The organism is Stappia sp. (assembly GCF_048268045.1).
In the GTDB taxonomy this organism is placed as follows: Bacteria; Pseudomonadota; Alphaproteobacteria; order Rhizobiales; family Stappiaceae; genus Stappia.
The window spans coordinates 1-18,208 of the sequence record NZ_JBLWWG010000001.1 but is presented as its reverse complement, the minus strand read 5'-3'; the positions used below and the strand labels follow the sequence as shown (position 1 = coordinate 18,208).

The following is an 18,208-nucleotide window of genomic DNA, read 5'->3' as shown; positions in this document are numbered from 1 at the left end:
CTTTCTTTTTGAGCCTGCGTGGCCGGAATTGGCGGGTCCTGTCGCCGAACTGTCACGGGAAAGAGGCTAGATCTCCGATTCAGCCGCGACGGGATCTCTGTCCTGCCGCAGCGGAACTGGTCGAGCACGGCGCGAGGGCCGCGAGTTGTCTGATACTGAATTGAGCTATGCCAACGACGGGCATACCTGGCTGAAGCGCGGTTTCATCCGCTGTGTGGAAACCCTGTCGGGTCGTGGCTTCCTGCTTGGCTACTATCGCTACTGGCGCGATGCGATCGCCACGACGTCCCAGTACAAGTGGAGCGATCTGCTGGACCTGATCGGTGTCGACGTGGTGGTCGCGGAAGGGGCGTGGCCGCCGGAGGACCTGCCGAACGGGCCGCTGGTCATGATCGCCAATCACCCCTACGGCCTGGGCGACGGCCTGGCGATCCTGTCCATGGCCGAGAAGCTGGGCCGGCCCTACCGGATCCTGATCAACAACGAGTTGCTGAAGGCGCCGGAGATCCGGCCCTATGCCCTTCCGGTCGACTTCGAGGAGACGGCCGAGGCGCTCAGGACCAACATGCGCACCCGTCAGGAGGCGCTGCGCCTGCTCAACGAGGGCGTTACCATCATCGTCTTTCCAGGCGGCGGTGTGGCCACCGCCGAGAAACCCTTCGGGCGGGCGCGGGAACTGCCATGGAAGACCTTCACGGCCAAGATGATCCGGTCGGCCAAGGCGACGGTGATCCCGCTTCATTTCGAAGGGCAGAACTCGGCGCTCTTCCATCTCGTTTCGCGGGTGTCGCTGACGCTGCGCCTGTCGCTCTATATCCGAGAATTCCGGCGCATCATGGGATGCGAGCTTCGCGTGCGCGTCGGCGCGCCGGTTCCCTATTCGGAGCTTGCCGTTTTCGGGGATCAGAAGGCGATGATCGAGCACCTTCACCACAAGGTGGTGTCAATGGCGCCGGCGGTGGTCCGCCCGCGTCCGAAGGCGGACCGACGCCGGATGCGCCGGATCGCGGCGTGACTACTGCCTGAGCAACTGGCTGGTCAGAACCTCGACCTCGCCGTGGTTCGCGGTCTCGACATTGAAATCGCGCGTGTAGAGTTTGTCCTCGTTACGGGCGATGACCGTGTAGTCACCGGAGGCGAGAACGAAGGCAGGGAACGCGCCGGTCGCCTCGACGACGGTGTCGCCGCCGGGTGTCAGCACCGACCAGCGGGTGTTTGCGATGGCCTCGCCGCCTGGCTGGCTGACGAGTTTCAGCGTCACGCGGGCGGCGTTCTGGTAGACGGTCGCCTCGGTCAGCTTGCCTGGCTCGACGCGAATGTCCGCGCGCACCACCGCGTTCACCGCGCCGTAGCGGCTGACGATGTGATAGGTGTCGGCGTTCAGGCGCACGATTTCGCCCGGCTTGACGTTTCCGGCAATGAGCTTGCGCTCGCCGCGGCTGCTGAACTCGCTCTGGTAGATGTCGAAGACGACGCGCCCGGTGCGGATCGGCTGGTGACCGCCGAACTGGGCGTCGAGCTTCAACCCGCCGGCATTGAGCAGAACGGTCTGGCTGGTGACGCCGTGGCGCACGCTGATGCGGCTGGTGCGCCCGGCGTAGCCAAAGGCGGTGTGGACGAAATACTCGCCTGGCGTCAGTCGGAGATCCGCGTCGCCGCCCTTGGCGCTGGCGACGAGTTCCAGCTTGCCTTCCGCGTTCGGCTTTTCGGCATAGACCCGCCAGGTAACGCCCTGCGAGACGGCCGGGCCGTCCTCGGAGAGGCGGGCAACGAGATAGACCGGCGCTTCCTTGCCCATGTCGGGCATTCCGGTGTCCGGGGTCGAGGAGGGGGCGTAGGGAACGACCGAGGCGCCAGGAACCGGGCCTTCCAGGAGCGGGGAGGCAGAAAGTTCGTCCGAGCCGGGCAGGCCGTTGCCGAAGGGGGAGGATTGCGACAGGGGGCGGCTTGCGCCTGGGCCGTCGAGCAATCCTTCGAGGCCTGCTCCTGAAGCCGAGGAGTGTGCGGGGGCGTCGATGTCGGGCTTTTTCGGCGGGGTGAGCACATCCTGCGCAAAAACCGGGGAGATCGCCATGGCGCCGAGCGCAAGGCCGGTCACGAGCCCCACGAGATTGAGAAAGCTGCCGCGCATCGAACCAATTGCCCCGTCGTGTCGCCTGCAAGGATGTCCCGCGTTTCAAACCCTGAAACTGGGGCGATTTCAAGTCCGCTTCCGTCTGCCGCTACGGCAGCGATGCCGTTGTCCGCAGGCATGCCCCCCGAGCAAGCCGGACCTTGAAGATTGACAGGGCCGAAAACGGGCTTACCTCATGGGCCATGACCCCGGAGCCCGACCCTGCGGTTCCATTCCCCAAGGCCTCTCCAGCCGATCATGACAGGGATCCTTATGACACAGGACATTTCCGAAACCATGCGCCTTTTGCTGGCGCGCCGCTCCCACCCCTCGGCGAGCATGGTGGAGCCGGCCCCCGAAGGCGAGACGCTTGACCGCATGCTGACCGCCGCCGCCCGTGTGCCGGATCACGGCAAGCTTGCGCCCTGGCGCTTCGTTCTCATCCGCGGCGATGCCCGCGCGGAGCTTGGCGGCAAGCTGGTCACGCTGCTCGAGGCGCGCGACGGGGCACTTCCCGAAGACCGGCGTGCGCAGGAAGCAGGGCGCTTCACCCGCGCGCCGCTCGTCATCGCGGTTGTCAGCCGCGCCGCGGTGCATCCCAAGATCCCGGTGTGGGAACAGCAGCTCTCCGTCGGCGCGGTGTGCATGAACTTGGTGCTCGCCGCCCATGCGAGCGGATTCGTCGCCCAGTGGCTGTCGGAATGGATGGCCTTTGACGACGGGGTTGCCGCCATCCTCGGTCTTGGCGAAACGGAGCGCGTCGCTGGCTTCATCCACATCGGCACCGCGAGCGAAACGCCGAGCGAGCGTCCGCGCCCGGACCTTGCCGCCGTCGTCAGCGAATGGACCGGTGCATGAGCACCTACTCCTACAATGTCTCGGATGGGCACGGCCTGCCGCACAATCCCTTCAAGGCGATTGTTGCGCCGCGCCCCATCGGCTGGATCTCGACGCGGGCAGGCGACGGCAGCGTCAATCTTGCGCCCTACAGCTTCTTCAACGCGGTATGCGATACGCCTCCGATCCTGGCCTTCTCGTCGAGCGGCTACAAGGACACGGTCGCCAATATCGATGAGACCGGCGATTTCGTCTTCAATCTCGCGACCGAGAATCTGAAGGACGCGATGAACGCCTCCTCGGCCCCTCTGGCGCATGGGGTGTCGGAGTTCGAGGCGGCGGGCCTGACGCCGGTGGCTTCGACCAGCGTCGGCGCACCGCGCGTCGGTGAGGCCAAGGCGGCGCTCGAGTGCCGGCATCTGCGGACGATCCGGCTTACGGGCCTCGACGGGCGCGAGACGGACAACTGGATGGTGCTTGGGGAAGTGGTTACCGTCCATCTGGACGAGAGCGTCCTTCGCGACGGGCGTTTCGATGTGACGCTGGCCCGGCCGTTGTCGCGTCTTGGCTACATGGACTACGCGGTCGTCGACGAGGTCTTCACGATGGCCCGACCGAAGGGCTAGTCCGAGGCGTCTTCAGATAAAAAGCCCGGGCGGAGCAGCAGATCCACCCGGGCTTTTTCGTGTCTGGTCGTGTCGCGGGTTCAGGCGCGTCCGGCGGCCCGCGCGCGCGCGATCAGCTTTTCCGCGCGGCGCAGATGCGGCCTGTCGAGCATCTCGCCCTCCAGCCCGACGACACCAGGATTGCCGGCGGCCTCGAAGGCGGCAAGGATGGCCTGCGCGCGGGCCACATCGTCCAGCGAGGGTGTGAAGACCTCGTTGATCACGGGCACCTGGGCGGGATGGATCGCCATTTTCGCAGTAAAGCCGTCGCGCAGGGCGGTCAGTGCCTCCACGCGCAACCCCTCCATATCCCGGAAGTTGGTGAAGACCGTATCGACCGGAACGACGCCGGCGGCGACCGCACCGCAGAGACAAAGGTTGCGAGCAAGCCGGAAGGGCTCGGTGAAGCCTCCGCTCGCGTCGCGGTTCGCCAGTGCCCCGAGGTCGGCGGACAGGTCCTCAGCCCCCCAGGTCAGCCCTTCCAGCCGTGGGCTCGCGCCCTGATAAGTGCCCAGATTGAAGACTGCGGCGGCCGTTTCGGTGGCGACAGGCAGGATACGGGTCGCGCCGTCCTCAAGGCCTGCCTCGGCTTCATGAACGGCAAGTTTGGCCGACAGGTGCTCGACATCGCGGCCGGAAATCGATTTCGGCAGCATGACGCCGTCGGGGCCCGCGGCCATGATCGCGGCAAGGTCGGCCTCCGTCTCGCCTGTGTCGAGCGCATTGATGCGCACATAGAGCCTCGGCCGGTCGGCGGCGCCGATATGGGCTGCGAGGAACTCCGCTGCGATCGTCCTCGCCGCCGCCTTGGCCTCGAGCGCGACGGAATCCTCCAGGTCGATCAGCAGGATATCGGCGCCGCTCGACAGGCTCTTGGCAAGCTTGCGTTCGCTGTCGCCGGGAACGAAGAGAAGCGAGCGCATGATCAGCCGTCTTCCGTCTTCTTGCGCATGAAGGCCTGGCGCCGGCAGACGGCGACGAGCTTGTCGTGCTGATTGTAGGCCTTGTGCTCGAATTCGACGATGCCCGCATCGGGGCGCGACTTCGAGACGCGCTTGGAGATCACCTCGGTCGTGCAGTGCAGGCTGTCGCCCTGGAAGACCGGGTTTGGAAACTTCACGTCGCTCATACCCAGATTGGCGATGGTGGTGCCGAGCGTCGTGTCGTGCACGGAAATGCCGATCATCAGGCCGAGCGTAAAGATGCTGTTGACCAGGGGCTGGCCCCATTCGGTCTGCGTCTCGCAGAAATGCCGGTCGATATGCAGCGGCTGAGGATTGAGCGTCATGTTGGAGAAGAGCATGTTGTCCATCTCCGTCACCGTGCGCGTCAGCGCGTGGCGAAACAGCCGCCCCTCTTCGAATTCGTCGAAATACAATCCGGCCATGCCGTCCTCCACTTGATGTTCGCGCATTCTCCCCGGGGCCTTCTTTGGGGGCAACCCGAATCATGTCGCTCGATTGGCGACATATTTCTCAATTCGCAACGCAAGTTAGCGAATGTTAACCCCTCGTTAACCACTTTCCTCGGACTCTTTAATCAATTCGCAAGAACTCTCGAAGCCAGTCAGGAGCGTGGAGCATGAAAGTCGGCGAAACGACCTCGATCGCATCGCGGATAGAGCAGGCTTTTCAGTCCGCCAGCACCTCCACTGGTGCGTCCTTCGACTACCTCGTGAAGACGGCGAAACGCGAATCGAATTTCGATGAGGACGCAAAGGCGCGCACGTCGAGCGCCTCCGGCCTGTTTCAGTTCATCGAGAGCACCTGGCTGGAGACGCTGAAGGAGACCGGCTCCAAACATGGCCTTGGCCAATACGCCGAGCAGATCCAGCGCACCGCGAACGGCAAGTACCGGGTCGCCGATCCGCAGATGCGCCGGGAGATCCTGAGCCTGCGCGACAATGCCGAGATCGCCTCGGCAATGGCGGGCGAACTGACCCAGAAGAACGCCGCCTACCTGAGCGACAAGCTCGGTCGCCAGCCGAGCGACGGCGAGCTCTACATCGCCCACTTCCTCGGTGCCGCCGGGGCGTCGAAGCTGATCCGGCTGGCCGAGCAGAATCCGGACATGGCCGCCGATAAGGTGTTTTCCCAGCAGGCGCGGGCGAACAAACCGATCTTCTATGATCGCGGTGGCGCGCGCTCCGTGCAGGAAGTCTACGCCAATCTGATCGCCAAGCACGGGGGATCGATGCCGACCCTGCCGGGCACCTCCGGCACACGCTTTGCGGCGTTGCCCGCAACAAAGCCGGAGAGCGTTGCGTCGGTGCGTGATTCGGGCGGCATGGACGCCATTCCCAACGTCGCGGCGGCCGAAACCGGCACAGGCCTGTCGATGGGCGACCCGACCAACCGGGTGCTGTCGGCCTGGTCGGCGACCCGCGAGGTGTCTTCTCCGTTCCATGCGCTCTTCCGCAATGGCGTGGAGGCGCGCAAGGCTTCGTTCGACACGCGCTACCTTTCCGCCTTCGCGGCGCAGGAGGCCGGCCAGCAGGAGGCCCTGCAGCGCGCGGCCGTGCAGCGCGATAGCGAGCCCGATGCCTACACGCAGCTTCGTTCCCGGGTGCTTGACGAAGGCATGTCGCTGAAGACGGCCTCGATCGCCAAGGGGCAGCCAATCGATCTCACCGGCTTCTTGAGCTATCGGCCGAACTTCGAACAGAAAGAACTTCTGCCTCCGGTCTGATCCGCCCCCGGATCTCGATGATGATCCTTTCGCGCCGCCGCCCGCCTTGTCGCGGGCGGCGGCGTTTTTGCTCCTGCCGCGATGCGACCAATTGTCCGCTGCGGTGTGTTTTGCGGAAAACTGGCGTTCTTGCCTCATGTATTTTGAGCCGGCCGGGTTCAAGCCGACCGCGAGCGGGCGTAAGGTCGCTCCGGCAAGGCGTTTCTCTCTTGGGAGCGTCGAGGGCAGGCCAGGCTCGGCTGGCAGGAACGGGATGAGCGGATCATGACGGGCATATCGCGTCGGGAGCTTCTTGTGGGAACAGGAGCCTTGTTGGCGGCGCCAGCGGTCGGCGGCTTTGCCGCGCGCAGGGCCTTCGCGGCTGACGGTGCGCTGAAGCTCAGCCGGCTTTCCCACGAAGTCCTGCCCGGTACGCTGACGCGCGACATGATGAGCTTCATTCCCGAGGGGCCGGCGCCGGTCCTGCGAATGCGACAGGGGCGCCCGTTCTCGGTGGACGTCGACAACAGGCTGGGCGAGGCAGCGACCGTGCACTGGCACGGATTGCGCATTCCCAATGCGATGGACGGCGTGCCGTATCTGACCCAGAATCCCATCGAGGACGGCAAGAGTTTTCGCTACAGCTTCACGCCGCCGGATGCCGGCACCTATTGGTATCACCCGCATTGCAACACGCTGGAGCAGATTGCCCGAGGGCTGACCGGCGTTCTCGTCGTCGAGGAGGACGAGGATCCGGGGTTTGATGTCGACCTGCCTTTGAACATTCGTGATTTCCGTCTGGACGGGAAGGGCTCCTTCATCGAGTTCTACAAGCCGAGAAACGCCGCGCGCGGCGGCACGCTCGGCACGGTTTCCACGGTCAACTGGCAGGTGGAGCCGCTGCATGATCTCCCCGCTGGAGCGCTCGTGCGCCTGCGTCTGGCGGTCACGGACCTGACGCGCGTCGCCTCCTACGACCTCGCCAGCGACCTGCCGGGCAGCCCGGAGGGAGGTTCGGCGCGTGTCATCGCGCTCGATTCCAACCCGTTGCCCATGGCGCGTCCGGCGCGCGACATCCTGCTCGCACCCGGACAGCGCGCCGATATCGCGCTTCGGATGCCGGCGCGCGAGGGCGCGACGGTGACGCTCACGCGCAGTTCGCCCACCGGGCCGGTGGCGCTGGCGACCTTCCGGGCGAGCGGTGCCAGCGTCAACCGCAGTCTTGCGGAGCTGAAGCCTCTGCGGCCCAATCCGAATGCCGAGCCGGATCTTGCCAATGCCGAGACGCTCGACTTCCTCTTCGGCTGGACGCCGTCGGGCGATGCACCGCAGCGCTCCATCTGCGGAAGCCTCGGCTACACGTTCTGGTCGATCAACCGGGTCGCGTGGAAAGGTGACGTGCCCGGTCCGCTCGATCCGCTGGCGGTGATGAAACACGGTCGGAGCTACATCCTGCGTCTGCGCAACGAGACCCAGAACGATCACCCGATCCATCTGCATGGTCACACGTTCAAGCTTCTGCGTTCCGACAAGCGGCCTGTGCCGCCGCTGTGGACCGACACGGCGCTGCTGCAGGCCCAGGAAACCATGGAGGTGGCTCTTGTCGCCGACAATCCGGGCGACTGGGCGTTCCACTGCCATGTGATCGAGCACCAGAAGACCGGCCTTGCCGGCTTCCTGCGCGTCGAGGCCTGAGCGGTTCGGCAGGGGGGGGCGGGATGGTGCACCCGGGCGCAGATTCATGGTGAACGAAGATTTAAGCGTTTCGCGCGCATAGTCGGTGTCGAACAAGGTGCCCGCGTTCCTGGGCGCCTTTCGGGAACCTGGCACCATGATCGTAGAACAGTTCTTGCGGTGGATGGACGACGCGCCGGATGACCGGCGGGCGGAAGCGACGAGCGCGCTGGCGCGCGCCTATCTGCACTCGACGCTGAGCGAGGGCGAGCGGGAGGCGGCGGAAGCGGCCCTGACGCTGCTCCTCGATGACCCATGCGTGCGTGTCCGCAGGGCGCTTGCCGAGGCCCTGGCGCGCAGCGAGGACGCGCCGCGCGAGGTGATCCTGGCACTTGTCTCCGATCTTCCGCAGATCGCGACCACCGTGCTGCGCCATTCTCCGGTGCTGCTCGATGCGGAGCTTGTCGACGTGGTGGCAGGGCATTCGGATCCGCTACCGGTCGCTGTGGCGAGCCGCTCGCAGGTGAGTGTCTCGGTCGCGGCCGCAATCGCAGAGGTTGGTTCGCTGAACGCGGGCGTCGCGCTTGTCGGCAACGAGGGTGCGGACATTTCCCGACTTTCCCTGATCCGCCTGGTCGAGCGCCACGGCAAGGAGGCCGCCCTGCGCGAGGCGCTGCTGACGCGCGGCGATGTGCCGATAGAGATCCGCCAGATGCTTCTGAAGCAGGTCGGAGACCTGCTGAGCGACCATCCGCTGGTGCGCCGGGGACTCAACGAGGACCGGGCACGCACCGTGGTTGCGGAGGCGCGGGAGCGGGCGACGGTGTCGCTTGCCAATTGCGCCGCGCCGCATGAGACCGAGGCGCTGGTCGAGCACTTGCGCCAGTCGGGGCAACTCACGGCCGGTCTGCTGCTCAGAGGTGTGTGCACGGGCAACGCGGAGCTGTTCCAGACGGCGCTTGTGCGCCTTTCCGGATTGTCGCGGCGGCGGGTGGCGAGTGTCCTCTCGTCAGGCCGCAGCCTGCCGCTGCGCGCGTTGCTTGGACGCGCCGGCCTGCCATCGCGGACCCATTCGCTGTTCTGCGTTGCGGTGTCCGTGTGGCGGGATCTGCTGTCGGCCGCGCCGAATGCGCCGGCGGTTGCTGGCAGCGCGCGGGTTTCCCGGCTGCTGATCGGCGAGGTTATCGCCCGCTATCAGGCGCAGGACGGCGTCGAGGCCGACGACCTCGTCGTCATGCTCAGGCGGTTTTCCGCCGAAATCGCTCGCGAGGCGGCCCGCGACTTCCGCGAGCGCACGCTGGCGGCCTGATGGTGGCGGCGTGAGGGAGGTGGTCTGACGGGCGGACCTTTCTCCGCTTCCGCTCAGTCGTCCTGTTCCGGCCGACCGTTGCGCGCGACGAAATCCTCCGTCACATCGGCAAGTCCGTCGACCAGCGCGCGCGCGGTGTGGTTTTCCTGTTCTCCAGCGGTTTCCGCGACCATGGCGCGAACCGCGTCGACATGCTGGGCAATGAGCGTCAGCGGCAGAAGCTTCGTGTCGACGTGATCCATCAGGTAGCAGAGGTTGCCAGCAACCGCGCCGACGAGCGGGTAGCCGAGCGTGCTTGCCTGCCCCTTGATGTCGTGCGCCGCGCGGAACAGCGTATCGCGGCGTTCCGCGTCGATGCCATTGGTCTGGATGTCGGTCCACGCGTTGGACAGCGTCAGCGCCTCCGATGCCATCCAGTCGTCGAAGTCGTCGGCGAGGCGGGCGAGCGCCGCCTCGGCCGCCTTGACCGGATCGAACCGCGCCGCCTCGCGCGCGCTCATGACACGCACCTTGGAGCGCAGGTCGCGCGGCGGCTTCACAACTTCGAAATCGTCGTCTCGTCCGGTCTGGTCATTGGCCATGCCTGGTCCCCGACTGCGTTATTGATTTTGCGGATGTCGCCGTCGTCCGGCTCGCCGCGGGTTCCGTTTCCCCGGAGGACGCGGCGGTCAGGCCGATTCCCTCAATCCTGAGGTTGAACGATTCTGCGTGACTTGGCCGGTTCCGTCCAGAGCGTAGCCGTCGTCGGTGCGCAGGCCGCGCCGGTCGATCCCCTGAAAGTTCGGGGTCTGGAAACGACGCCTGTCGGGACCGAAGAAGGTCTTGCTGCGGATGAAGTCGCGCTGGTTGAGCACACAATTGGCGATGCGCAGATAGAGCGCCTTGGCCGAGACCGGCTTGCACAGCACTTCGGTCACGCCGCTGTCGCGGGCCTCGATGACGCGGCGCTTCTGGGTGTGCGCGGTGACGGCGATGATTGGCACGAAGCATCCGGGCTGTCGGCCGGAACGGATGCGGCGGGTGAGCTCGGCCCCGTCGACAATCGGCATCAGCCAGTCCATCACGATAAGATCGGGGTCCTGGCGCGAGATCTGGTCGAGCGCTTCAGCACCGTCCTCTGCCTCATGGATGGCAGTGATGCCGAAGCCTGCCAGCATGCGACGGAGGATGCGCCGCATGTGGGCGTTGTCCTCGACGATCAGGATGCGCAAGGCGCCAAGACTGAGGGTCGGATACGACATGTTTCTTCCGCTTTGTCATCCGCCGTGCGTTCGGCAGACGGATGCTTGGGCCGCAAGAGTGCCGTCTATCGGTTAAACTTTCGCATATTCTTTCATAGAGAATGCGAAATCGCGGCTCAGTAGCGGAACATCTCCGTCAGGATACGCTCGTCCCAGTTGTGATCGGCGTCGAAGAGCACGAGGCTGCTCGAGCCCTCTTCCTCGCGGACACGGACCTCGACGACGTTGCGGATCTCGGTGTAGTCGGCGGCCGCGCTCACCGGGCGCTTGTCTCCTTCCAGCACGGTGATGCGCACCCGCACCCGGTTGGGCAGCAGCGCCCCGCGCCAGCGCCGCGGGCGAAACGGGCTGATCGGCGTCAGCGCCAGCAGATGCGCGTCTATCGGAAGGATCGGCCCGTGGGCGGACAGGTTGTAGGCGGTGCTGCCGGCCGGCGTTGAAACGATGACCCCGTCGCAGGCGAGCTCTTCCATGCGCACCCGGTCGTCGACGGAAATGCGCAGCTTCGCCGCCTGGTGGGTCTGGCGCAGGAGCGAGACCTCGTTGATGGCCAGCGCGGAATGGATGTGTCCGAGCGCGTCGGTTGCCTCCATCACCAGCGGGCGGATGCGGCTGACCGCGGCGCTGCGGATGCGCTCGAGCAGGTCGTCCTCGCGGTATTCGTTCATGAGGAAGCCGACGGACCCACGATTCAGGCCGTAGATCGGCTTGCCGGTGTTCATGAAGCGGTGCAGTGTCTGCAGCATCAGCCCGTCGCCGCCAAGGGCGACGATCACGTCGGCGCGCTTGGGGTCGTGCGCGCCGTAGCGTGTCTCGAGCGCTTCGCGGGCAAGCGCTGCCTCCTCCGTGTCACTGGAAACGAAGGCGATCCGGTCGATGGCGGGAAGCGAAGCGTTCATAGCGCGACCTGACGAAGCGGACGGCAGCGGAGGCCGTGGAGGGAAACGGGGCGACGTCGCCTGGGCCCGCGGGATCTGCATGTGTTCGATGCGGCACGACGCAAGCCCATGGCAGGTCTCCACCCGGTTTCAAATCCCGACATGATGCGCCACAGTCGCTGGGACGTGACCGCAAGGCACGGGACATCCGGTCTCGTAGCATGCCCGACACCGACTTGGGAATCCGTTCGCCGATGCAAAACGAAAGCGACATCCATCTGATTTACGCGACTTTTCCAGATATGGAGAGTGGCAGGCAGGCCGGGGAGCGTCTGATCGGCGCGCGCCTGGCGGCCTGCGTCAACATGTGGCCCGGAATGGTCTCGCTATACCGGTGGGAAGGCAGGGTCGAGGAAGGCGAGGAGATCGTGTTCCTGGCCAAGACAACGGCGACGCGTCTTGCCGAGGCGGTGGCGGCGATACGCGAGGCTCATCCTTACGAGGAACCGGCTATCGTCGCAGTGGCAGCCGCTGGTGGCAGCGCCGGATTTTTCGACTGGATCCGCGCCGAGACACAGCCGGAAGGGTGAGGCGCGCCAAGCGCGCGTCACTTCTTCTCGCCCGCCACCGCCTGCACGGTCTTCAGATAGGCAGCGATCGCCTCGCGGTAGTCGGCTGGAAGCTTTGCCCAGTTCTGCTGCACCGAGGCCATGCCGCCGCCAACGCTGTCGAACTCGGGCGTGAAGCCCGTTTCCAGATAATAGGCGATATCCTTGGCCGACCAGGAGCCGATGCCGTCGGGGGCCGGGGTGATGTTGGGGATCGTTCCCTTGCCGTCCGGGTTGGGACCTCCGGCAAGCCAGCGCGAACGGTCGAGCCCGCCGAAGACGTCGCGCGGCGTGTGGCATTCCGCGCAGTGGCCGGGGCCGGCAAGCAGATACGCGCCGCGTTTCACGGCGTCGCTGGCATCGGCCGCCACGGCGGGCGGTTCGCCGCCGAGATAGAGGAACTTCCAGAAGCCAAGCGCGCCGCGCCAGGAAAAGGGGAAAGACAGGTCGTGACCGGCGACCGTGTTCTGCGATGTCGGCAGCGTGTCGAGGAACGCCTTGAGGTCGATCAGGTCTTCCGCCCGCATGTTCTTGTAGGAAGTATAGGGGAAGGCTGGATAATAGTGCTCTCCGCGCGGCGAGGTGCCCTTGGTCATCGCGGTGAGGAAGTCCGCCTGCGACCAGCCGCCGATGCCATGCGCGGCGTCGGGCGAGATGTTGGGCACGCGAAAGAGGCCGAAGGGCGTGTCGAGCTCGACGCCGCCGGCAAGCACGAGCTTGGCGTCTCCTTCCGCGCCTGGCGCGGCGTGACAGGAGGCGCAGCCGCCCGCCCAGAACATGTGCTCGCCGTTGGAGAGATCCGGCTCATGTGCCGGGATCGCAGACGTGTCGACCCGTTCCGGACGGGTCACATAGAGCATTCCGGCGATGATGAGCAGGAAGACGCCGACAAGGCGGCGGAAGGTCCTTCGGGTCATTCAGATCCTCTGCGGGTCCTCTGGAGCCGTCATCGCCCCGCCGCCTCGGCCCGTCTCGCGACAGCGGCAGGCCGGGGCGGCGACACGTTGAGCAGGGCCGTGTGCCTCAGTTCTTCTTGACGCGATATGTCTCGTGGCAGGCCTTGCAGTTCTTGGCCACCGGGCCGAAGGCGCCCTTGAGATCGTCGAGGCTCTTGCCGGCGGCAGGGATCGCGGCAAGGGCGGCGTCCTGCATGTCCATGGCGATCTTGTCGAAACCGGCCTTGTCTTCCCAGATCTTCGGTCCGGCTTCGCTCTCGGCCGTCTCGCTTCCTTCTGGAAACTCGGTGATAAAGCCGGACGGCGTGGCGAAGATGATCCGCATGGCAAGGCTTGCCGCCAGCGGGTCATAGTCGATCTCGCCCTTGATCATCTTGCCGAGCGTGCCCGTCGCGGCGCCGATGGACTTCATCATCTCCTGGCGAATCGCGACCGGGTCGGCGTTGGCGGCAGCCGCGCTCATCACCAGCGGCATGGCGAGCGCAAGCGCCCGGATACCCGTTTTCATCATGGTCAGTGTCTCCCTCGAATGGCACGGCAGTCGCCGTCCCGGACAACATTCCGCGCGAAGTGTCGCACGCTCAAGTCGGGGAGGCATCACGAAGCCGTGACTGCTCCGGCGCAAGTGTCTCATTTTTCTGCCAATCCGGAAAGATGCGCGCCCGCCCGGTCGGGGCCGACCGCTGCAGCCCGGATCAGGCCGTCGAAATGACGCGTAAGGGCACGGATCTGCTCGACCGAGTTGATCACCAGATAGAGCGTGCCGAGATAGAGCGCGGCGCGCTGAGGGCCGAACACGGTGTAGGGGGCGGAGAATCGCTCGCGCCCGTCGAAGAGAAACAGGCGGAAGGTCGGATAAAGCTCGTCGACCAGCCGGGCCATGTGGCGCAGCTGAGCCTGTCGGTCTGCAGCGGGAAGACCGGCCCAGATGCCGGCGCCGGCGGCGAGTTCCTCCAGCGTCTGGAACGGCATGCAGACCTCCATGTCGGTCTCCGGTCTGCGGGTATAGGCGAGCAACCTGCGGCCCTGGTCGGCCTTGGCGGCGGCCTTGGCGCTTTCTGGAGCGCCGAACTCATAGGCAACGATGGCCTCGGTCCGCAGGAGGTCGGGGATCGTGGAGGGGACATAGCGGATCTTGTAGCCGATCGCCTGCTGGTGCCAGCTCGCCAGCAAGGTCTCGCCGCGCCCGTCTTCCGCCTGCTCGATCTCGATGGCGGGAGCAATGTCGGCTGCACCGTTGGTGGTCTGCGTGAGGCCGAGAAGCCAGTCGGTGGTCACGCCTTCGGCGCGGGCGATGTCGCACAAGGCCTCGGTGCGCGGCATTCGTGTCGAGACCGGGTCGAGGAAGTGGCTCAGCGCCGACCGGTCGAGGCCGATGCGCGTGGCGAAGCGGGCAGGCGGTTCCGCACGCCGCGCCATCAGGATCGCCAGCCGCTCGCGAAAGGTCGCCGCCAGTTCCCGCTTGTCGGTTCCCCTCATGCCCTGCTTCCTGCTCGCCCGGATCATGGTCTATGTGAAATCACATGAAAATTGTGAAGTCACATGTCTCTTGTGTAATCAATGTATCATCTCGCTTTCGCTTGATCATTGACTCATTGCAAGGCTCGGCCATCGGCTCGATCAAGGAGGCATGCCAGACAAAACCGCCTACCGCCTTGCTCCGCCCACCCGTCGCCTCGCTGCTGCCGATACGAGGCGGCCGTCTGCGGGCCGACTTTGGTGGCGGCCCGTCCGCCCGCAGGAGCGGGCGGACGGGCGGAAGAACGACGTCGGCGGCCGCATGCGTCCATTTGCTCGGCTCGCCGCTGTCGAATGGCCGACGCTCGGGCTGCTCGTCGGCGTGTATGGGGCTTTCCTGGTGCTCGCCCTTCACGCCGAATCGCTGGGCTGGGGCGCGGCTCTTCTGTTTGGCGTGCTGATCGCGTTGCATTCGTCGCTTCAGCATGAGGCCCTGCATGGTCACCCGTTCCGCGCGCCGCGCATAAACGCGCTGCTGGTGGCGCTGCCGTTGGGACTGTTCGTGCCCTATTGGCGGTTTCGCGCGCTGCATATCGCCCATCACGATGATCCGCGCCTGACGGATCCGTATGAGGATCCGGAGAGCTGGTACCAGCACCCGCGCGACTGGGCGAGCGCCGGGCCGGGGCGTCGGCTGGTGCTGCGCCTCAACAACACGCTTGCCGGGCGTGTGTTACTCGGCCCCGCGGTCAGTCTTGCCGCGTTCTATCGCACCGAAGCGCGCCTGATTCGCGCCGGACAAAGGGGTGTCGCGCGTGCATGGATTGAGCACGCCGCATTCGGCGCACTGCTGTTCTGGCTTCTGGCGCAGGTTCCGGGCTTTCCGTTCACGGCCTATCTGGCCGGCTGCTATCTCGGCTTTTCCCTGCTGGCGATCCGCACCTTTCTGGAGCATCAAGCGGAAGACGCGGTCGGTCATCGGACGGTGCTGATCGAGGACCGCGGGCCGCTCGCCTTTCTTTTTCTGTTCAATTCGCTGCATGCGGTCCACCACGCCCGGCCTGGCCTGCCGTGGTATCGGCTGCCGGCTGTCTACGCGGAGAACCGCGAGGCGTTCATCCGCGACAACGGCGGTTATGTGTTTCGCTCCTACTGGCAGGTGATCCGCACATATGCCTTTCGCGCAAAGGAGCCAGTGCCGCACCCGCTGAAAAGGTCGGGGCCACCGGCGGGTGAGTGAGGGCAAAGAAAAAGGGGGCCACATGGCCCCCTTGTCGTTTCCGGCAAATTCCGGCGCTTGCTCAGACGGCAAATTCGGAGATGCCGCCGTGCTTCCCCGACCAGGCGAGCGGGGCGTCGAGGAAGGATTCCACCGCTGAGAGCGCTTCCTCGGGGAAGTGGCCGTCCTCGCGGGCAACCGCCAGCACGTCGCGCCAGGTGGCGAGATAGTGCAGCGTCAGCCCGTGCTTTGCCATGGCGGCGTGGGTCTCGGGGAAGATGTCGTAGAAGAACAGGACAAGGGTGTGGTCGACCTGGGCGCCAGCCTTGCGCAGCGCCTCGGCGAAGCGGACCTTGCTGCCGCCGTCGGTTGTCAGATCCTCCACGAGCAGCACCCGGTCGCCTTCGCCGAGCGCGCCCTCGATCTGGGCATCGCGGCCAAAGCCCTTCGGCTTCTTGCGGACATACTGCATGGGCAGTGCCAGGCGCTCGGAAATCCAGGCCGCGAAGGGAATGCCGGCCGTCTCGCCGCCGGCGATGCCGTCGAGAGATTCGAAGCCGATGTCGGAAAGGATCTTTGCCGCGGCGAAATCCATCAGCGTGGAGCGCAGGCGCGGATAGGAAATGAGCTTGCGGCAGTCGATGTAGACCGGACTGGCGATGCCGGAAGTCAGCTTGTAGGGCTCGTCGGCACGGAAATGGACGGCCTTGACCTCAAGCAGCATCTTCGCGGTCTGGCGGGCGACGAAGGCGGGATCCGGGAAACCGAGCGGGGTCATCTTCTGTCCTCTTGTGTCTCGACCGGACCGCCGTTGCGGGTTGGTCGGGCGGCGTCGGGGCGTCAAGCCCCGTGGTGCGGGACTGCGCGAAAGGGCTGGTCCCGGCGCAGCGGACCGAACCATGCCCTGAAGGACCGACGCTCGGAGGAATGTCACCGGGAGGTGGTGCCGGCAGCAGGATTCGAACCCGCGACCCCCTGATTACAAATCAGGTGCTCTACCAGCTGAGCTATACCGGCAAACGCGGCGCTTCTAGCACAAGTCCTGACGGGGTGCATCAGTTTCTAGCGTGCTGCCTGTGCGAAAAACGCGCGTTGTGCTCAAGGGGCGGAGAAAGCCCGGTGGCAGGTGCGCGCGGGTTCGCTCAAAGCCCCAGTTTCATGCGCGTTACATAGAGAGAGAGAACGGCGGCATTGGAGACATTGAGCGAGGCGATTTCGCCGGGCATGTCGAGGCGGGCGAGCGTGCCGCAGGCTTCGCGCACACCCTGGCGCACGCCCTTGCCCTCCGAGCCAAGCACCAGCAGGACCTTGTCGCCAAGTTCGGTGTCCTCGAGACGCGCGGGGCCGTCGCTGTCGAGCGCGACGCAGGTAAAGCCGGCCTCGCGCATTTCCGCGACGAAGCGGGCCATGTTCTTGACGCGCACATGCCGGATGAGATCGAGCGCACCCGAGGCCGATTTGGCGAGCACGGGGCCTTCTTCCGGCGCGTGGCGCTCCGTCGTCACCACGGCGTCGGCGGCCAGCGCCACGGCGGAGCGCAGGATGGCGCCGACATTATGCGGGTCCGTCACCTGGTCGAGCGCCAGCACGAGCCGGGCGCGTCCGAGGTCGCGCGCACCATAAGCGGGCAGGGGGAGCGCCTCCAGCACAGCGCCCTGATGCACCGCATCGCGGCCCACGAGCTTGTCGAGCTGGCGCGGGCTGACGATTTCCACAGGCACGTCCGGGGAGACGCCGCGTTCGGCCAGGCGGCGCAAGGCATTTTCCGTCGCCAGCAGCTTGATGCGCTCGCGCTGGGGATTGTTGAAGGCCGCCTCGACCGTGTGCAGCCCATAAAGATGCAGCGGGCCTTCCTCAGCCTGTCGGGAGAAAGAGGAACCGCGATGGCGGGGTTTTCCGCCGGGATGCCGGCGTGCGGGGCGAGTGGGCGTTGTCATGGGACGAGCGCTTATCGCGGGTCCCCATCGCGGGCAAGCGGAAAGCGATCCACCGGGGGCGTCGATTTTGTGTCCACAGGAGGCAAATGGGCGTTGACACCCCCATGCCTGATCTGCATAACACCCGCCACGGGAACGGCCTCGCGATTGTTTTGCGAGGCATTTTCGTGAAGCCATCCGGAACGCTTCTGCGTCGGGAAGGGTGACTCGGAGGAGTGCCCGAGTGGTTAAAGGGGACGGACTGTAAATCCGTTGGCTTTGCCTACGTTGGTTCGAATCCAACCTCCTCCACCACCCCCCGACCGGCGGCGGGTGTAGCTCAATGGTAGAGCAGCAGCCTTCCAAGCTGATGACGAGGGTTCGATTCCCTTCACCCGCTCCACTTACGAGTTCACGGCCGCAACCGGACTTGGCATGCGAGAATGACGTTGCCAGGTCAGAGCATCCACCGCCGAGCGGCGGTCGGGTCTTTATCGAGTTTGATGGACTTAACCGCAAGCTAAGAGAGCGACGCCGATGGCGAAAGCAAAGTTTGAGCGGACGAAGCCGCACGTTAACATTGGCACGATTGGTCACGTTGACCACGGCAAGACGACGCTGACGGCCGCGATCACGAAGTACTTCGGCGACTTCAAGGCGTACGACA

General features: G+C 65.6%; 20 protein-coding genes and 3 tRNA genes. 11 read left to right on the top strand and 12 right to left on the bottom strand.

The annotated features are described in order from the left end of the window. Positions 1–145: 145 nt before the first annotated feature. Positions 146–1,015, top strand: a complete 870-nt coding sequence (locus ACN0WF_RS00115; protein WP_417770731.1) for a lysophospholipid acyltransferase family protein — start codon at positions 146–148, stop codon at positions 1,013–1,015. Here the strand turns inward: ACN0WF_RS00115 and ACN0WF_RS00110 are convergent, their stop codons facing one another. Next, entirely contained in the window at positions 1,016–2,131 is a 1,116-nt protein-coding gene (locus ACN0WF_RS00110) for a hypothetical protein (RefSeq protein WP_417770730.1), read from the bottom strand. 279 nt (positions 2,132–2,410) lie between these two features. On the opposite strand from ACN0WF_RS00110, the gene ACN0WF_RS00105 reads away from it, so the two are divergent. After that, positions 2,411–2,971, top strand: a complete 561-nt coding sequence (locus ACN0WF_RS00105) for a nitroreductase (RefSeq protein WP_417770729.1) — start codon at positions 2,411–2,413, stop codon at positions 2,969–2,971. After that, positions 2,968–3,576, top strand: a complete 609-nt coding sequence (locus ACN0WF_RS00100; RefSeq protein ID WP_417770728.1) for a flavin reductase family protein — start codon at positions 2,968–2,970, stop codon at positions 3,574–3,576. The genes ACN0WF_RS00105 and ACN0WF_RS00100 overlap by 4 nt, the downstream gene beginning before the upstream one ends. Before the next feature lie 80 nt (positions 3,577–3,656). Here ACN0WF_RS00100 and ACN0WF_RS00095 read toward each other — a convergent pair whose 3' ends face one another. Then, a complete protein-coding gene (locus tag ACN0WF_RS00095) occupies positions 3,657–4,538 on the bottom strand; it encodes an HpcH/HpaI aldolase/citrate lyase family protein (protein WP_417770727.1) in 882 nt (293 codons plus the stop codon). 2 nt (positions 4,539–4,540) lie between these two features. Further along, positions 4,541–5,002, bottom strand: coding sequence for a MaoC family dehydratase (locus tag ACN0WF_RS00090; protein ID WP_417771198.1), 462 nt, complete (start codon positions 5,000–5,002; stop codon positions 4,541–4,543). Positions 5,003–5,196: 194 nt separating this feature from the next. On the opposite strand from ACN0WF_RS00090, the gene ACN0WF_RS00085 reads away from it, so the two are divergent. The 3 genes from ACN0WF_RS00085 (at position 5,197) to ACN0WF_RS00075 (ending at position 9,265) form a co-directional block, all read left to right on the top strand. Next, complete coding sequence (locus ACN0WF_RS00085) at positions 5,197–6,303, top strand: lytic transglycosylase domain-containing protein (protein ID WP_417770726.1); 1,107 nt, start codon at positions 5,197–5,199, stop codon at positions 6,301–6,303. Between the two features lie 264 nt (positions 6,304–6,567). Further along, positions 6,568–7,977 carry a multicopper oxidase family protein gene (locus ACN0WF_RS00080; RefSeq protein WP_417770725.1) on the top strand — a complete coding sequence of 470 codons (1,410 nt, stop codon included), beginning with the start codon at positions 6,568–6,570 and terminating at the stop codon, positions 7,975–7,977. A 136-nt stretch (positions 7,978–8,113) separates the two neighbouring features. After that, on the top strand, positions 8,114–9,265 hold the full coding sequence (locus ACN0WF_RS00075; RefSeq protein WP_417770724.1) for a DUF2336 domain-containing protein: 1,152 nt from the start codon (positions 8,114–8,116) through the stop codon (positions 9,263–9,265). Between the two features lie 53 nt (positions 9,266–9,318). On the opposite strand, the gene ACN0WF_RS00070 is transcribed toward ACN0WF_RS00075, so the two are convergent. The 3 genes from ACN0WF_RS00070 to ACN0WF_RS00060 all read right to left on the bottom strand — a co-directional run bounded on the left by ACN0WF_RS00070 (position 9,319) and on the right by ACN0WF_RS00060 (position 11,405). Further along, entirely contained in the window at positions 9,319–9,846 is a 528-nt protein-coding gene (locus tag ACN0WF_RS00070; protein ID WP_417770723.1) for an Hpt domain-containing protein, read from the bottom strand. 87 nt (positions 9,847–9,933) lie between these two features. Beyond that, the gene (locus ACN0WF_RS00065; protein ID WP_417770722.1) at positions 9,934–10,506 is read right to left on the bottom strand and encodes a response regulator; all 573 of its coding nucleotides are present in this window, start codon (positions 10,504–10,506) and stop codon (positions 9,934–9,936) included. Positions 10,507–10,622: 116 nt separating this feature from the next. Next, positions 10,623–11,405 (bottom strand): NAD kinase, encoded by a 783-nt coding sequence (locus tag ACN0WF_RS00060; protein WP_417770721.1) that lies wholly within the window; start codon positions 11,403–11,405, stop codon positions 10,623–10,625. A 200-nt stretch (positions 11,406–11,605) separates the two neighbouring features. On the opposite strand from ACN0WF_RS00060, the gene cutA reads away from it, so the two are divergent. Continuing rightward, on the top strand, positions 11,606–11,974 hold the full coding sequence (cutA, locus tag ACN0WF_RS00055) for a divalent-cation tolerance protein CutA (RefSeq protein WP_417770720.1): 369 nt from the start codon (positions 11,606–11,608) through the stop codon (positions 11,972–11,974). 17 nt (positions 11,975–11,991) lie between these two features. Here cutA and ACN0WF_RS00050 read toward each other — a convergent pair whose 3' ends face one another. From ACN0WF_RS00050 to ACN0WF_RS00040, 3 genes are all read right to left on the bottom strand, one after another. After that, positions 11,992–12,909 (bottom strand): c-type cytochrome, encoded by a 918-nt coding sequence (locus ACN0WF_RS00050; protein ID WP_417770719.1) that lies wholly within the window; start codon positions 12,907–12,909, stop codon positions 11,992–11,994. A 106-nt stretch (positions 12,910–13,015) separates the two neighbouring features. Continuing rightward, on the bottom strand, positions 13,016–13,459 hold the full coding sequence (locus tag ACN0WF_RS00045; protein WP_417770718.1) for a c-type cytochrome: 444 nt from the start codon (positions 13,457–13,459) through the stop codon (positions 13,016–13,018). Between the two features lie 119 nt (positions 13,460–13,578). Further along, complete coding sequence (locus tag ACN0WF_RS00040; RefSeq protein WP_417770717.1) at positions 13,579–14,427, bottom strand: transcriptional regulator; 849 nt, start codon at positions 14,425–14,427, stop codon at positions 13,579–13,581. Positions 14,428–14,728: 301 nt separating this feature from the next. Between ACN0WF_RS00040 and ACN0WF_RS00035 the strand changes: the two genes are divergently transcribed. Then, positions 14,729–15,646: a fatty acid desaturase gene (locus ACN0WF_RS00035; protein WP_417770716.1), complete on the top strand. Its 918-nt coding sequence runs from the start codon at positions 14,729–14,731 to the stop codon at positions 15,644–15,646. Between the two features lie 61 nt (positions 15,647–15,707). Here ACN0WF_RS00035 and ACN0WF_RS00030 read toward each other — a convergent pair whose 3' ends face one another. From ACN0WF_RS00030 to ACN0WF_RS00020, 3 genes are all read right to left on the bottom strand, one after another. Next, the gene (locus tag ACN0WF_RS00030; protein WP_417770715.1) at positions 15,708–16,403 is read right to left on the bottom strand and encodes an orotate phosphoribosyltransferase; all 696 of its coding nucleotides are present in this window, start codon (positions 16,401–16,403) and stop codon (positions 15,708–15,710) included. Between the two features lie 163 nt (positions 16,404–16,566). Beyond that, positions 16,567–16,642, bottom strand: a tRNA-Thr gene (locus ACN0WF_RS00025). 125 nt (positions 16,643–16,767) lie between these two features. Continuing rightward, positions 16,768–17,562, bottom strand: coding sequence for a TrmH family RNA methyltransferase (locus ACN0WF_RS00020; RefSeq protein ID WP_417770714.1), 795 nt, complete (start codon positions 17,560–17,562; stop codon positions 16,768–16,770). 209 nt (positions 17,563–17,771) lie between these two features. Between ACN0WF_RS00020 and ACN0WF_RS00015 the strand changes: the two genes are divergently transcribed. The 3 genes from ACN0WF_RS00015 to ACN0WF_RS00005 all read left to right on the top strand — a co-directional run. Next, positions 17,772–17,856 (top strand) — tRNA-Tyr (locus tag ACN0WF_RS00015). A gap of 14 nt (positions 17,857–17,870) precedes the next feature. Continuing rightward, a tRNA-Gly gene (locus tag ACN0WF_RS00010) sits at positions 17,871–17,944 on the top strand. A 134-nt stretch (positions 17,945–18,078) separates the two neighbouring features. After that, a partial coding sequence (locus ACN0WF_RS00005; protein ID WP_417771197.1) for a GTP-binding protein occupies positions 18,079–18,208 on the top strand: 130 nt, incomplete at its 3' end.